We start from the raw sequence: 16,335 nt of genomic DNA, 5'->3' as shown, positions 1-16,335 counted from the left end.
CACCCCTTCGCACGCGAAACATCTGAGGAAGGTTCACGGACCATGCCGGACGAAAAGAAACTCGTCGATTACCTGAAGTGGGTCACGGCGGATCTGCACCAGACCCGTCAACGGCTCCAGGAAGCCGAATCCGGCCGCCACGAACCGGTGGCGATCGTCGGAATGGGATGCAGGTTCCCCGGCGGAGTCCGGTCCCCGGAGGACCTGTGGGAGCTGCTCGCCGCCGGCCGCGGCGCGATCTCCGGCTTCCCCGCCGACCGCGGCTGGGACCTGGAGACCCTCGCCGGTGACGGGGAGGGGCGCAGCGCCACCCAGGAGGGCGGCTTCCTGCACGAGGCACCGGACTTCGACCCCGGCTTCTTCGGGATCCCGCCCCGCGAGGCGCTCGCCATGGACCCGCAGCAGCGGCTGCTCCTGGAGGTGTCCTGGGAGGCCGTCGAACGCGCGGGCATCGACCCCACCACGCTGCGCGGCAGCAGGACCGGTGTGTTCGTCGGCACCAACGCCCAGGACTACGCCCATCTGGTCCTCGCCTCCCGGGACGACATGGGCGGCTACGCGGGCAACGGCCTCGCGGCGAGCGTCCTGTCGGGCCGGCTGTCCTTCGTCCTCGGGCTCGAAGGGCCCGCCGTCACGCTCGACACCGCGTGCTCGTCGTCGCTGGTGACCCTCCATCTCGCCGCGCAGGCCGTGCGGAACGGCGAGTGCTCGCTGGCGCTGGCCGGCGGTGTGACGGTGATGGCGACCTCGTCGAGCTTCGCCGGGTTCAGTGTTCAGGGCGGACTGGCCGCCGACGGCCGGTGCAAGGCGTTCTCCGACGCGGCCGACGGCACCGCCTGGTCCGAGGGCGTCGGCATGCTGGTGGTCGAGCGGCTCTCGGATGCCCGGCGCGAAGGGCACCCCGTGCTCGCCGTGCTGCGCGGCAGCGCCGTCAACCAGGACGGCGCGTCGAACGGTCTGAGCGCGCCCAACGGCCCCTCGCAGCAACGGGTCATCCGCCAGGCCCTGGCCGGCGCCGGACTCTCCCCGGCCGATGTGGACGCGGTCGAGGCGCACGGCACCGGGACCACCCTGGGTGATCCGATCGAGGCGGGGGCGCTGCTCGCCACCTACGGCCAGGACCGTGATCCCCGGTTCCCCCTCCGGCTCGGCACGGTCAAGTCGAACATCGGTCACACGCAGGCCGCCGCCGGTGTCGCGGGCGTGATGAAGATGGTGCTGGCGCTCCGCCACGGTGTGCTGCCGGAGACCCTCCATGTGGACGCGCCCTCCTCGCACGTGGACTGGTCGGCCGGTGAGGTACGGCTTCTCACGAAGGCGGTGGAGTGGCCCGAGGGCGACCGGGTGCGCAGGGCCGGTGTGTCGTCGTTCGGGATCAGCGGCACCAACGCGCATGTGATCCTCGAACAGGCCCCACCGGTGGAGACCAGGGCCCCGGAGACCGGAGCCCCGGAGACCGGGGTCCCCGGGACCGGGGCCGCGGAGACCGGGGCGCCCGCGCAGGACGGTCCCGGGCCGGCGCCCGCCCTGGTGCCGACAGCCGTACCGTGGCCCGTCTCGGCCAGAAGCGCGGTCGCGCTCGACGCCCAGCTCGACCGGATCCGTTCCTTCGCCGGCGCTCCGGCGGCCCCCGGCCCGCTCGACATCGGATACGCGCTCGCCACGACCCGCTCCGCCTTCGAGCACCGCGCGGTGCTGCTCGCCCACGGCGACGGCGAGCCTCCGGTGGAGGCGGCCCGCGGGGTCACCGGCAAGGGCGCGCTGGCGGTGCTCTTCTCCGGCCAGGGATCGCAGCGGCTCGGCATGGGCCGGGAGTTGTACGCGCGCTTCCCCGTCTTCGCCGAGGCGCTGGACTCCGTACTGGCCGAGCTGGACCGGGAGTCGGACCGTCCGCTGCGCGAGGTGATGTGGGGCGAGGACGCCACGTCGCTGAACGACACCGGTTTCACCCAGCCCGCGCTGTTCGCCGTCGAGGTGGCGCTCTTCCGGCTGGTCGGCTCCTGGGGCGTCAGGCCGGACTTCCTGGCCGGGCACTCCGTCGGCGAGATCACGGCCGCGTACGCGGCCGGGGTGTTCTCGCTCCCCGACGCCTGCCGGCTGGTCGCCGCGCGGGCCCGGCTGATGCGCGCCCTTCCGGCCGGCGGCGCGATGGCGGCGGTACGGGCCACCGAGGACGAGATCGTCCCGCTGCTGACGGAACGGGTCTCGATCGCGGCCGTCAACGGCCCGGACGCGGTGGTCGTCTCCGGCGCAGAGGACGCGGTGGACGAGATCGTGGCACGGCTCGCGGCCCAGGGCCGCAGGACGACCCGGCTCCCGGTGAGCCACGCGTTCCACTCGCCGCTGATGGAACCGATGCTCGACGAGTTCCGCGCCGTGGTGGCCGGGCTGGACTTCCGGCGGCCCGCCGTACCGGTCGTCTCGAATCTGACCGGCGAGCCCGCCTCGGCGGCCGAACTCGCCTCCGCCGCCTACTGGGTCCGGCATGTCCGCGAGGCCGTACGGTTCGGCGACGGGGTACGGACGCTGGCCCGGCGCGGCGTGCGGACCTTTCTGGAGCTGGGCCCGGACGGGGTGCTCTCCGCGCTCGTACCGGACTCCACCGAGGATCCGGAGATCACCGCGATTCCCCTGCTGCGCAAGGACCTGCCCGAGGAGACCACGGCTCTCACCGCCCTCGCCGGGCTCCATGTCCGGGGCGTCCCGGTCGACTGGGCGGAACTCTTCGCCGGGACGGGCGCGCGCCGGGTGGAGCTGCCGACGTACGCGTTCCAGCGCGAGCGGTTCTGGCCCACGGTCAGGGCGGTCCCCGGTGACGCGTCCGGACTGGGCCTGGTCTCCGCCGGGCATCCGCTGCTCGGCGCCGCCGTGACGATCGCCGGGTCCGACGAGACCGTACTGACCGGCAGTCTCTCGGCGCGTTCGCACCCCTGGCTGGCCGACCACCGGATCGGGGGCCGGATCGTACTGCCGGGCACCGCCTTCGCCGAGCTGGCCATCAGGGCCGGGGACCGGTCGGGGCTGGACCGGGTGGCCGAACTGACGCTCCTGGAACCGCTCGTGCTGCCCGAGCGCGGCGCGGTCACCACACAGGTACGGGTCGGCCCGGCCGACGACGCGGGACGCCGTACGGTGACCGTCCACTCCCGCCCCGCCGGTCAGGAGGGCCAGGACGGTCAGGACGGCCGGGCCTGGACGATCCACGCGCGCGGTGTGCTCTCCCCGGCGGACCGGCCGGCCGAGGACAGCGGCCTCGGCATCGCCGAGTGGCCGCCGCGCGACGCGAAACCGGTCGAGCCCGCCGCACTGTACGAGCGGCTCACCGCCGCCGGACTCCACCACGGCCCCGTCTTCCAGGGCCTCACCGGTCTCTGGCGGCGCGAGGGCGAGGTGTTCGCGGAGGTGGCGCTGCCCGCCGGGACCGAGGACGCCGCGGCCTTCGGTATCCACCCGGCGCTGCTGGACGCGGCGCTCCTGGCCGCGGGCGCGCTCGACGCGGAAGGCGCGGCGCCCACCCCCCTTCCGCTCGCGTGGAACGGACTCACCCTGCACGCCGGGGCGGCCTCCGCCCTGCGCGTACGGATCACCCCGGCCGGCCAGGACACGGTGGCGCTGACCGCCGTCGACACGGCCGGTGCCCCGGTCCTCTCGGTGGACTCGCTGCTCCTCGGCCCGGTCTCCGGACAGCCGGAGCCCGCGCCCGCCGAGGGCGGTGGCGATCCCGGCTCGCTGTTCACCCTCGGCTGGGTGCCCGCCGCCGGGGCGGCGCCCGTCACCGGTACCCGCTGGGCGGTCGTCGGCGCCGACGAACTCGACCTGGGGTACGCGATGCACCGCGCCGACGAGACCGTCAGCGCCTACGCGGAGTCGCTGACCGGCGCGATCGGCGACAGCGGGGTCGCGCCCGATGTCTTTCTGGTACCCGTGGTCGGCGACCCCGCGCTCGACGGACCCGGGGCGGTGCGCGCCCTGACCTCCTGGGTGCTGGGTCTGCTCCAGGAATGGCTCGGCGAACCCCGGCTCGCGGGCTCGCGGATGGTCTTCGTCACGCGCGGGGCCGTCGCCCTCGACGGCGAGGACGTCCAGGATCTCGCCGCCGCCGCGGTCTGGGGTCTCGTACGGTCCGCGCAGACGGAGAACCCCGGCGGCTTCCTGCTGGTCGACATGGACGACACCTTCCTGTCGGCCGGGGTGCTGCCCGGACTGCTCTCCCTCGACGAGCAGCAGATGGTGGTACGCGCCAACACCGTCCGCGTCGGGCGGCTGACCCGGCTCCCCGGGAGCGGGGCGCCGCCCTCGGCCGAGGGCGCGGCGAGTGCCCCGGACCGTGCCTGGCACCGGGACGGCACCGTGCTGATCACGGGGGGTACGGGCGGTCTCGGCGGACAGCTCGCACGGCATCTCGTCACCGGGCACGGCGTACGGCATCTGCTGCTGGCCGGCCGGCGCGGTCCCGACGCGCCCGGCGCGGCTGAGCTGCTGGCCGATCTGGCCGGGCTGGGCGCCGAGGCCCGCGTGGTCGCCTGCGACGTGGGGGACCGGGCGGCGGTCGCCGAGCTGCTCGCGGGCGTGCCCGCCGGGCGTCCGCTGACCGCGGTGGTGCACACCGCGGGTGTGCTGGACGACGCGCTGACCGGCTCCCTCACCCCGGAGCTGCTGGCGCGGGTCCTGCGGCCCAAGGCGGACGCCGCCTGGTATCTGCACGAGGCCACCCGTGAGCTGGATCTCGCCGCGTTCGTGCTGTACTCGTCCGTCTCCGGGGTCCTGGGCAGCCCGGGGCAGGGCAACTACGCCGCCGCCAACGCCTATCTGGACGCCCTCGCCGTGCACCGCGGGAGCCTGGGACTGCCCGCGCTCTCCCTCGCGTGGGGCGCCTGGGGCCGGGGCAGCGGAATGACCAGCCATGTCAGCGAGGCCGATCTGGCCCGGATGGCCCGCGGCGGCATGCCGCCCCTCGCCCTCGCGCAGGGCCTGGCCCTCTTCGACGCCGCCCTTGCCCGCTCCGAGACCACCCTCGTCCCGGCCAGGATCAATGTCGCGGGCCTCCAGGCGCAGCAGGGGCTGCCCGCGCTCTGGCGCGAGCTGGTTCCCCGTACCCGGCGCGCGGCGGCGGCCGGCGACCGCTCGCCCGTCAGTCTGCGCGAGCGGCTGCGGCGGCTGGGAGCGGCCGAGCAGGAGAACCTGCTCGTCGAGCTGGTGACCGGCTACACCGCGGCGCTGCTCGGCCACCGGGACGCGAGCGGCGTCGACCCCGAACGGGGTTTCCTGGAACTGGGCTTCGACTCGCTGGTCTCCGTGGGGCTGCGCAACCAGCTCGCCGAGGCGCTCGGACTGCGGCTGCCCAGCTCGGTGGTGTTCGACAACGAGACACCCGTCAAGCTCGCCCGGTGGCTGCACGGCGAGCTCGCCGCGCGGCTCGCCCCAGGCTCCGGGCCCGGTACGGGCACGGACCTGGGCGCGGGTTCCGTGGGCGGTGGCGCCCTGGCCGTCGCGGGGCGCCCGGCCCACCACGGCGAAGAGACGCTGGAGGGCCTCTTCCACCGGGCGGTCCAGGGCGGAAAGCTCGTCGAGGCGATGCGGATGCTGGTCGCGGTCGCCAAAACCCGGCCGACCTTCGAGACTCCAGCGGATCTGGAGGAGCTGTCCCTCCCCGTCACCCTGGCCGACGGCCCGAGCAGCCCCCGGCTGGTCTTCGTCAGCGCGCCTGGCGCCACCGGGGGTGTCCACCAGTACGCGCGGATCGCCGCCCACTTCCGCGGCAGGCGCCATGTCTCCGCGCTGCCGCTCATGGGGTTCGCGCCCGGGGAACCGCTGCCCGCGACCAGCGAGGCCGCGGCGCGGGTGGTCGCCGAGAGCGCCCTGCACGCCAGTGACGGCGAACCCTTCGTCCTGGTGGGGCACTCGACGGGCGGTTCACTCGCCTATCTCGCCGCCGGGGTGCTGGAGCAGACCTGGGGGATCAAGCCCGAGGCCGTCGTGCTGCTGGACACCGCGAGCATCCGCTACCGCCAGGGCGAGGGCAACGACCTGGACAGGACCACCCAGTACTACCTGGCCGACATCGACTCGCCGTCGGTCACGCTGAACAGCGCGAGGCTCTCAGCGATGGCCCACTGGTTCATGGCGATGACCGACATCGAGACGGTGCCGACCACCGCCCCGACGCTGCTGGTCCGGTGCACCCGGTCCTTCGACGGATTCCTCTTCGACACCACGTCGGTGCCCGCGGACGAGATCCGCGACATCGACGCCAACCATCTCTCCCTGGCCAAGGAACACTCCGCGTCGACCGCGCTGGTGATCGAGGAGTGGCTCGGCACCCTCCCGGCCACCGACACCTGATCCCCTGTCCGGCCGGACCCGACCCGGCCGGTGTCCGGCCTGTCGTACCAGGAAGGCGCCGGGGCGGCCCCGTACACGGGCGGGGGCCGCCCCGGTCGCCGTGGCCCGCCCCGGACGGGGCCGGCACGGCGCGCACTCAGGCACCCACCGTCCCGAGGAGAACCACATGACCACATCGTCCGAACTGCCCTCGCTCCAGGCCGGGCAGCCGTCCGTCCTGCGGCTGAGCCCCCTGCTGCGCGACCTCCAGGCCAGTGCCCCCGTGCGCAGGGTGCGTACCCCCGCGGGCGACGAGGGGTGGCTGGTGACACGCCACGCCGAGCTGAAGGAACTGCTGCACGACGAGCGGCTGGGACGCGCCCATCCCACGCCCGCCTCCGCGCCGCGCTATGTGCAGAATCCTTTCCTGGACATGCTCGTCTCGGACGACTTCGAGCTGGCGCGGAAGCTGCACACCGAGACCCGCGCGCTGCTCACCCCCAGCTTCTCCGCCCGGCGCGTGCTCGATCTGATGCCGAGGGTCGAGGCCGTCGCGGAAGGCGTACTGGCGGGTTTCCTCGCACAGGGGCAGCCCGCCGATCTGCACGGCGGGTTCTCGCTGCCGTTCTCCCTGGCCGTGCTCTGTGAACTCATCGGGGTGCCCGCGGAGGACCACGGCCGGCTGGTCGCCCTGCTCTCCCAGATGGGCGGTCTCGACGACCCGGGCGACGTCCAGGACGGACAGCGCGGTCTCTTCGGCTATCTGGTGGAGCTGGCCCGCCGCAAGCGGGCCGAGCCGGGTGACGACGTGATCTCCCGGCTCTGCGCGAGCGAGCCCTCGGACGAGCGCATCGGGCCCGTCGCGGCCGGGGTGCTGTTCGCCGGCCTTGAGGCCGTCGCCGGCCATGTCGACCTGGGAGTCGTGCTGTTCACCCTCCACCCGGACCAGCGCGACGCGGCACTGGGCGACCCGAGGCTGATGGCGAGCGCCGTGGAGGAGATCCTCCGCTCGGCCAAGGCCGGAGGATCGGTACTGCCCCGGTACGCGGGCGAGGACGTCGAGATCGGCGGTGTGACCATAGCCGCCGGTGATCTGGTGCTGCTGGACTTCACCCTGTCCAACTTCGACCGTCAGGTCTTCGACGAACCGGAACTGTTCGACATCACCCGCTCACCCAACCCGCATCTGACGTTCGGCCACGGGATGTGGCACTGCGTCGGCGCCCCGCTGGCCCGGATGCAGCTCAGGACGGCGTACACCCTGCTCTTCACACGACTGCCCGGACTGCGTCTCGCGCTCCCGGTGGAGCGGCTCCAGGTGCTGGGCGGCCGGCTCTCCGCGGGCCTCACCGAGCTGCCGGTCATCTGGTAGAGCGCCGCGGAGGGCCCACCCCGCGAGGGGCCCGCCGCACGGACGGGGCGGCTCCCCACGGGCTCTGCCCCCACCACCGGTGGGGGCAGAGCCCGTTCGGCGTCCTGGGACGGCCGGCCGCTCAGCCCTCCCGTACCGTGATCGCCTGCGACGGGCAGACCACGCCCGCCTGCCGCGCGGCGTCCCGCGCCGGTTCGTCCGCCGGCTCCTCCAGCACCATGACGATGCCGTGGTCGTCCTGGTCGAAGACCTCGGGAGCCGACAGCACACACTGTCCCGCCCCCACACAGCGTTCGGTGTCCACGCTGATGCGCACCATCATTCCTCCGTCGATGACCAGCGGACGGGCAGCTCGTGCAGCCCGAACAGCACTCCGTCGTACTTGAGCGGCAGCTCCTCGACCGGCACCGCCAGCTCCAGCGCGGGGATCCGCGCGAACAGGGTCCGGTAGGCGATGTCCATCTCGACCCGGACCAGATTCTGGCCGAGGCACTGATGCACCCCGTACCCGAACGCCACATGGGAGCGCGCCGAGCGCCCGGGGTCGAACTCGTCGGGGCGGTCGAAGACGGTCCCGTCGTGATTGGCCGCGGCGACCAGCGGCACGATGCCCTCGCCCGCCCGGATGAGCTGCCCGCCGATCTCCACATCCTCCACGGCGACCCGGAAGGCCACCAGATCGGCCACCGAGTAGTAGCGCAGCAGCTCCTCCACCGCGCGCTCGTCGCCGATCCACCGGGGATTGCTGAGCAGTGTGACCACACCGAGCCCGATGTTGTTCGCCGTCGTCTCATGGCCCGCGATCAGCAGCAGCATCGAGACCCCGGTCAGCTCCTGCCGGGAGATGGTGCCGTCGGCCAGCAGCCTGCTGATCAGATCGTCGCCGGGGCGGCGCAGCTTGACGGTGATCAGCCGGTCGAGATAGCGCATCAGCGCCTTGGTCGCCGACTCCCGCTGCTCGTCCGTGGAGGTGAGGGTGACCAGCACCCGGGTCTTGGCCTCGAAGAAGTCCCGGTCCGCGTGGGGCACTCCGAGCAGATCGGAGATGACCAGCGACGGTACGGACAGCGCGAAGTCCGCGATCAGATCGGCCGTGTCGCCCGCCGCGAGCAGCGCGTCGATACGCTCGTCCACGATCCGCTGGATGGCGGGCCGCATCTCCCTGATCCGGCGCACGGTGAACTCGGGGATCAGCGTCCTGCGGAACCGGCCGTGCTCCGGCGGGTCCAGCGCCACGAACCAGCCGGGCACCTGGTCCTGCGAGGGCACCCCGCCGGTCTTCGCCGCCCGGGGGAAGCCCGGATGCGAGGGGTTGGAGCTGATCCTCGGATCGGTCAGCACGGTCCGTACGTCGTCGTGCCGGGTCACCAGCCAGACCGGGACACCGCTGGGCAGCGTCGACCGGACCAGACCGTCGGCGCGGCGGAAGTCCGCGTACTCCCGCGGCGGGAAGGGCCGGCCGGGCCGCCGCAGCGGAAAGGCGACCGGGCACCTGTCGGTAGTCGTCATGTCTCGGATTCCCCCGGTGATCGGAACGTCCGGAGCCGTGGCTTCCGGTGTCGTACGGAGAGGAGCGCCGCCGGTTCTCCCGCGGGGCCCCCATGACGTCGGAGCGGCGGGCTCACACGGCCCCGGTACGCCGGGCTCACGCGGCGCCGTAGAACTTGCGGACCCGGCCGGTGATGAACTCCTGGTCCTCCTCGGTCAGTCCCGTATGGGTGGGGAGGTAGAAGCCGTCCTCGCTGAACCGGCTGGCGTTCAGCGACGGCCAGTCGGCGTCGTAGTAGCCGGGCTGCCGGCTCATCGGCTTGAAGAACACCCGTGTCTCGATGCCCTCGGCCGCGAGGAAGTCCCGCAGCTCCTCACGGCGTTCGGCGCGCACGTCGTACATCCACAGCACATCGCGCGGCGGCATCGTGGTGATCCCGTCGATGCCCCGCAGGCCCTCGTCGTAGCGCCGTTCGATCTCCCGGCGGGTCGCCAGGATCGTGTCGAGCCGCTCGGTCTGCGCGAGCGCCACCGCCGCCTGCATGCTGGTCATCCGGAAGTTGTAGGCCAGCTTCTTGTGCAGGAAGCTGTGGTCCTTGGTGAAGGCCATCGCGCGCAGATGGGCCATCTGCGCGGCGAGCCGGCCGTCGTCGGTCAGACAGACACCGCCCTCACCGGCGGTGATGATCTTGTTGGCGAAGAGCGAGAAGCAGGCGATGTCCCCGACCGGCCGCACACCGTGCGCCTCGGCCGAGTCCTCCACCACCCGCAGGTTGTACTCATGGGCGAGTTCCATGATCCGGTCCATGTCGCACCGGCGGCCGTAGATGTGCACCGGCAGGATCACCTTGGTCCGCCGGGTGATCTTCTCCTCGATCAGCGACACATCGATGTTGAGATCGTCCCCGCAGTCCACGAAGACGGGCGTCGCGCCCGTATAGGTCACCGCCCACGCGCTCGCGATCATCGTGAACTCGGGGACGATCACCTCGTCGCCGGGACCGACCCCGAGCGCCCGCAGCGCCAGGGTGAGCGCCGTCGTCCCCGAGGAGCAGGCGACACCGTGCGCCACCCCGTTGTACCGGGCGAACTCCTCCTCGAAGCGCCGTACATACGGTCCCTGCGACGAGATCCAGCCGTCGCCGACGGCCTCCGTCACATATTCGAGTTCCCGCCCGCCGAGCCAGGGCCTGGAAACCGGATGGGTGAATGACATGGAAGACCCCGATCAGTGGGTGGCGAGTGCCGGCAGGCCGAGCAGCAGATCCGCCGCGGCGCGCCGGCCGCCCGCCGCGCGCAGAAGCTCTCCGAAGTGCTCCGCGCGCTCACGGAACGAGTTCTCGTCCAGCACGCGGGTGAGTTTGTCGAACACGTCGTCCGGATCGACGGTCTCCGGACGGTCGAGGGTGAGGCTGACGCCGAAGTCCTGGCCGCGGACGGCCTGGTCGTCGCAGTCCACCCACAGGGGCCGCACCACCAGCGGCTTGCCGAAGTACAGGCCCTCGTGATAGCCGTTGCCGCCGGCGTGGGTGAAGAACACCCTGACGTTCGGATGGGCCAGGACATCGAGCTGGGAGGGAACCCAGCTCTCGATCCGCAGATTGTCCGGCAGGGTCTCCGGCGCGGGCAGCAACTCCTGCTGCTCCTTGGGGAGTTTCCACAGCACGGAGTGGCGTCCCGCCAGCCGCCTGGTGACCTCCACCAGCGCGCCGACCTGCTCCCGCGTCAGCCGGGTGATCGTACCGAACCCCATGTACACCACGGACCTCTGCGCCGACAGCCAGTCGGAGAGGCCGCCGTCGTCGGGAGCCTGCGGCAGCGGCGGCACCATCGTGCCGACCAGCCGCATCTTCTCCGGCACGGGGAAGGGATAGTCCAGCTCCGGCACCGAGTAGCAGAGCACCATCTCGGCGTGGTCGATCCTGGCCATCATCTGCCGTGCCTCGGGCGCGATCCCCAGCTCGGCGCGGATCCGGTTGTCCTCCGCGACCACCTTCCGCATCGAGGACGTCATGAACATCCCCAGCGTGCGCAGCCGGAAGAGCTGATTGGCCACCCGCTGGGTGAGGCTCATGTCCAGCGGCAGACCCGAGTGCGGCACCGGGAAACCACGCGGTGTGTACGAGGCGGCGAACGGCACATGCGAGGTGAGTACGTTGCTGGGCACGAACGGCACCCCCAGCACGAACGGGATCTTCTTGGTGATGGCCAGTTCATGGCCGAACTGGCACATGCTCTCGATCACCATCAGCGCCGGCTTGATCTCGTCGACCGCCGCCTCCAGCCGCCGGTACTTCGCCACCCTGGACCCGGGCGCGAACGAGTGCTTGATGACCGCGCGGTGCGCCTTGAACCGGGAGCGCTGCGTCACCTCCTGGTATGTCCTGTCGTCCCAGGTGACGGCCGACATCTCGGAGACGACGTCACCGAGTGACGCGAACTCCACGGGACTTCCCGCTTTGGCCGCCGCGATATCGTCGCGCCCCTTCTCATCGGTGGCGAACCAGAGATCCTCCACCCCGCGCCGGGACAATTCCTCCGCCAGCACGAGCAGCGGATTGAGAAGACCGCTTTCGGCATAGCTGACAAACAGGATCGGCCGGCGGATCGAGCCCATGGACAACACCCTTCGGAAGTGGCGGTCCGATGGCTCGGCGCCACATCTACCCACACGGCCGGTCGCCGGGTGGCCGCGCCGCGATCGGGCGGGACAGTTACTTGGTCTCACACCAGGCTCCGGAGAATCCCTAGTCTTCCGCGCGGGGGCCGGGAATTCCTTAGGGAAAAGTACAGCTCCGCCAACCGTACGATCCGGCACGGAGAGGTGTCCGAGGCCCGACTTTCCCTAGGGGTGTGCAACGTCATGACGATCGGAGCCGATATCGGAGCCGACGAGGACCCGGTCGTGGTCGTCGGGATGGCATGCCGTTTTCCGGGCGGGGTCCGTTCCCCGGAGGAGCTGTGGGAACTGGTCCTGGAGGGCCGCGACGCGATCTCCGCCTTCCCCGCGGACCGCGGCTGGGACCTGGCGGCGCTGGCCGGTGAAGGACCCGGCCGCAGCGTGACCCGCCAGGGCGGATTCCTGCACGGGGCCGCCGACTTCGACGCCGGATTCTTCGGTATGTCACCACGCGAGGCGGTCTCCACCGACCCGCAGCAGCGGCTGGTGCTGGAGGTGTCCTGGGAGGCGGTGGAGCGGGCCGGGATCGATCCGTACGCGCTGCGCGGCAGCCGCACCGGCGTGTTCGTCGGCACCAACGGCCAGGACTACGCCACCGTCACCCAGCGCTCGGCGGACGATCTGGCGGGCCACGCCATGACCGGTCTCTCACCGAGCGTCGCCTCGGGACGGCTCGCCTACACCCTCGGTCTCGAAGGACCGGCCGTCACCGTCGACACCGCGTCCTCCTCCTCACTGGTGGCCCTGCACTGGGCCGCGCGTTCGCTGCGCGCGGGGGAGTGCGCGATGGCGCTGGCGGGCGGAGTGACCGTGATGTCCACCCCGGCCGGCTTCGTCGGCTACTCCCGGCAGGGCGGTCTCGCGCCCGACGGCCGGTGCAAGGCGTTCTCCGACGACGCGGACGGCACCGCCTGGGCCGAGGGCGTCGGCATCGTCGTCCTGGAACGGCTCTCCGACGCCCGCCGCGCGGGGCACGGGATCCTCGCGGTGGTACGCGGCTCCGCCGTCAACCAGGACGGCGCCTCCAACGGACTGACCTCGCCCAGCGGCCCGGCCCAGGAGCGGGTGATCGGCCAGGCGCTGGCCGACGCCGGACTCGCCCCGGCCGATGTCGACGCGGTCGAGGCGCACGGCACCGGTACGAGACTGGGCGACCCCATCGAGGCGGGGGCGCTGCTCGCCGCCTACGGCCGGGACCGTGCCCCCGGGCGACCGCTGCGGCTGGGCTCGCTCAAGTCGAACATCGGGCACGCGCAGGCGGCGGCCGGGGTCGCGGGCGTCATCAAGATGGTGATGGCCCTGCGCCACGGGCTGCTGCCGAAGACCCTCCACGCGGGCCGGCGCACCTCGCGGGTGGACTGGTCGGGCGGGGTGGAACTGCTGACCGAAGCGGTCCCGTGGACCGACGACGGCCGTCCACGGCGCGCGGGCGTGTCGTCCTTCGGGATCAGCGGTACCAACGCGCATCTGATCATCGAGCAGGCCCCGGCCGCCGTACCGGCTGCCGTACCGGACCCCTGCGCTGCCCCGTCCGGTGTGACGCCCGCCGTGGTGCCCTGGCTCGTCTCGGCCAGGACCGAAGCCGCCCTGGACGACCAGCTCGCGCGCCTCACGGACTTCGTGGCCGCCCGCCCCGGGCCCGGCCCGCTGGACATCGGCTACTCGCTGGCGACCGGGAGGGCCGCGCTGCGCCATCGGGCGGTGCTGCTCGCGGACCGGCGGGGCGGCGTCACCGGCACGGCCCGCGCGGTCGCCGGAGAGGGCACCACGGCGGCGCTCTTCCCGGGCCAGGGCAGCCAGCGCCTCGGCATGGGACGGGGACTGTACGAGCGGTTCCCGGTCTTCGCGGCGGCGCTGGACACCCTGCTCTGTGAACTGGATCCCCATCTCGACGGTCCGCTCCGCGACATCATGTGGGGCGACGACCCGGAGCCGCTGAACCGTACCCGCTGGACCCAGCCCGCGCTCTTCGCGGTCGAGGTGGCGCTCTACCGTCTGATGGAATCGCTGGGCGTGCGCCCCGCCGTCGTGGGCGGCCACTCCATCGGGGAGATCGCGGCGGCCCATGTGGCGGGCGTCTTCTCGTCCGCCGACGCCTGCCGGCTGGTCGCGGCGCGCGCGAGGCTGATGGAGGCGCTGCCGGCCGGTGGCGCGATGGTCGCCGTACAGGCCGCCGAGGACGAACTCCCGCCGCTGCTCGCCGGGCGCGAGGACCGGGTCTCCGTCGCCGCCGTCAACGGACCCGAGTCCGTCGTGATCGCCGGGGAGGAGCGCGCGGTCCAGGAGATCGCCGCGCACTTCGCGGCCCGGGAGCGAAGGACGAAGCGGCTGCCGGTGTCGCACGCCTTCCACTCCCCGCTGATGGATCCGATGCTCGGGGAGTTCCGCTCCGTCGTGGAGTCACTGACCTTCCACGAGCCCACCGTGCCGGTGATGTCGAACCTCACCGGGGAACTGGCCACCGGCCGGCCCGGCACACCCGGGTCCGGCCGCCTGGACACGGCCGACTACTGGGTACGGCATGTCCGGGGGACCGTCCGGTTCGCGGACGGCGTCCGGGCGCTGCGCGCCGGGAACGTGGACGTCCTGCTGGAACTGGGCCCCGGCGGCGTGCTCTCCGCGATGGCCCAGGACTGCCTGGGCGAGGCCGCCCGGGATCTGACCGTCGTACCGGCCCTGAGGAAGGACCGTACGGAGGAGGCCGCGCTCACCACCTCGCTGGGCCGGCTGCACACGGCCGGTGTGCCGCTCGACTGGCACGCCTTCTTCGCGGGGACCGGCGCCCGCAGGGTCGATCTGCCGACCTACGCCTTCCAGCACGAGCGCTACTGGCCCGCCCCGCCGCCGCCCGACACGGCGGGCACCCGGGGCGGCGCGGACTCCACCGGGCATCCGCTGCTGGGCGGCACGCTCGAACTCGCCGACGGCGACGGCCTGGTGTTCACCGGCACGCTCTCCACCCGTACCCACCCGTGGCTCGCCCAGCACGCCGTCGCCGGACGGATCCCGCTGCCGGGAACGGCCTTCGTGGAGCTGGCGATCCGCGCGGGCGACGAGGCCGGCTGCGACCGGATCCAGGAACTGACCCTCACGGAACCGCTCGTACTGCCCGAGCACGCTCCGGTGCGGGTGCAGGTACGCCTCTCCCGGGCCGACGGGATCGGCTGGCGCACCGTCACGGTCCACTCCAGGCCCGAGGACGCCGACCATGGGCCCTGGACCGAGCACGCGACCGGCGTGCTGACCCCGGGCGGGCACGGCGCCGAGCCGACGTCGGACGCGGAGCCCTGCGCGAACGCCGATGCGTATACCGAGCCGCAGGCCGAGGCAGCGGCAGCGGCCGTCAGGGACCACTGGCCGCCGGAGGGCGCGGAACCGGTGGACCTCGACGACCACTACGAGCGTCTCGCCGACCACGGCTTCGACTACGGCCCGCCCTTCCAGGGGCTACGGGCACTGTGGCGGCGCGGCGACGAGCGGTACGCCGAGGCCGTCCTGCCCGCCGAGGTGACCGACGCGGAGGCGTACGGGCTCCATCCCGCCCTGCTGGACGCGGCCCGCCACGCCGCGATGACCGACGGCGCGGGCAGCCTGCCGGCCCGCTGGCGAGGCGTGTCCCTGCGCGCTTCCGGAGCCACCGCACTGCGGATCAAGCTTCTCCCCGGAGACGACGGCACGATGACGCTGAGGGCCGACGACTTCTCGGGAGCCCCGGTGCTCGACGTCGAGGAACTGCGCGTACGGCCGCTCTCGCCGGAGGAGACGGCCGCCGTACCGGGGCGCGCCGCACCGGGGCGGAGCCAGGAGCCCCCCGGCCGGCCGCGGCCGCCGGTGCCCGCCCGGAGGACCGTACGGCCGCCGGCCGCCAGGCCGGACGCCGCCGCACACGCCGGACCACCCACGCTGATCAGGCGGCTGGAGGAGATGCCCGAGGCCGGGCGGGCCCGGTATCTGCTCGAACTCGTACGGACCGAGGCCGCCGCGGTCCTCGGCCACAGCACCCCCGACGCGGTCGGCGCCCACCATGTCTTCAAGGAGATGGGCTTCGACTCACTGGCCGGGGTCGAACTCCGCGACCGGCTCGGCGCGCTCACCGGCCGGAGCTTCCCCAGCACGCTCGTCTTCAACTTCCCCACACCGCTACGGGTCGCCGACCATCTCGCGGCGGTCCTCACCGCGCCCGCCACCGCCGCGACGGGCTCGGCGGACGACGAACTCACCAGGTTCGAGTCGGTCATCCGATCGGTGCCGGCGGACGGTTCCGAACGCCAGGTGATCGCGGACCGCCTGGAGAAAATCATCTCCGCGCTACGGCGCACCGCACCCTTCACACCCGCGCGTACGGGTGGGCCGGGCGAGGACATCGAGACGGTGTCGGTCGACAGGCTGCTCGACATCATCGATGAAGAGTTCGAAACCACATAGATAAATCGCTGCTTTCGTTCGCGACCCGATGATGACCCGATGATGAGGA

The 16,335-nt window shown here is 72.6% G+C and carries 6 protein-coding genes and 1 pseudogene; 3 read left to right on the top strand and 4 right to left on the bottom strand.

Annotated features, from left to right (window positions below):
* The first annotated feature begins 42 nt into the window (after positions 1 to 42).
* On the top strand, positions 43 to 6,342 hold the full coding sequence (locus tag ACWGDX_RS14450; protein WP_453625491.1) for a type I polyketide synthase: 6,300 nt from the start codon (positions 43 to 45) through the stop codon (positions 6,340 to 6,342).
* Between the two features lie 166 nt (positions 6,343 to 6,508).
* Positions 6,509 to 7,693 carry a cytochrome P450 gene (locus tag ACWGDX_RS14445; RefSeq protein WP_453625489.1) on the top strand — a complete coding sequence of 395 codons (1,185 nt, stop codon included), beginning with the start codon at positions 6,509 to 6,511 and terminating at the stop codon, positions 7,691 to 7,693.
* Positions 7,694 to 7,814: 121 nt separating this feature from the next.
* On the opposite strand, the gene ACWGDX_RS14440 is transcribed toward ACWGDX_RS14445, so the two are convergent.
* The 4 genes from ACWGDX_RS14440 to ACWGDX_RS14425 all read right to left on the bottom strand — a co-directional run bounded on the left by ACWGDX_RS14440 (position 7,815) and on the right by ACWGDX_RS14425 (position 11,798).
* A complete protein-coding gene (locus ACWGDX_RS14440; protein ID WP_363086241.1) occupies positions 7,815 to 8,009 on the bottom strand; it encodes a ferredoxin in 195 nt (64 codons plus the stop codon).
* Positions 8,010 to 8,011: 2 nt separating this feature from the next.
* On the bottom strand, positions 8,012 to 9,202 hold the full coding sequence (locus tag ACWGDX_RS14435; RefSeq protein WP_453625487.1) for a cytochrome P450: 1,191 nt from the start codon (positions 9,200 to 9,202) through the stop codon (positions 8,012 to 8,014).
* 136 nt (positions 9,203 to 9,338) lie between these two features.
* The gene (locus ACWGDX_RS14430) at positions 9,339 to 10,397 is read right to left on the bottom strand and encodes a DegT/DnrJ/EryC1/StrS family aminotransferase (RefSeq protein WP_453625485.1); all 1,059 of its coding nucleotides are present in this window, start codon (positions 10,395 to 10,397) and stop codon (positions 9,339 to 9,341) included.
* Positions 10,398 to 10,409: 12 nt separating this feature from the next.
* Complete coding sequence (locus ACWGDX_RS14425) at positions 10,410 to 11,798, bottom strand: glycosyltransferase (RefSeq protein ID WP_453625483.1); 1,389 nt, start codon at positions 11,796 to 11,798, stop codon at positions 10,410 to 10,412.
* 270 nt (positions 11,799 to 12,068) lie between these two features.
* Between ACWGDX_RS14425 and ACWGDX_RS14420 the strand changes: the two are divergent.
* Positions 12,069 to 16,286: pseudogene (locus ACWGDX_RS14420) on the top strand (type I polyketide synthase); the annotation flags it as partial.
* Positions 16,287 to 16,335: the final 49 nt, after the last annotated feature.

The organism is Streptomyces sp. NPDC055025 (genome assembly GCF_053608565.1).
Note: the sequence above shows the minus strand (reverse complement) of the source record. Positions and strands in the feature narration are given on the sequence as shown.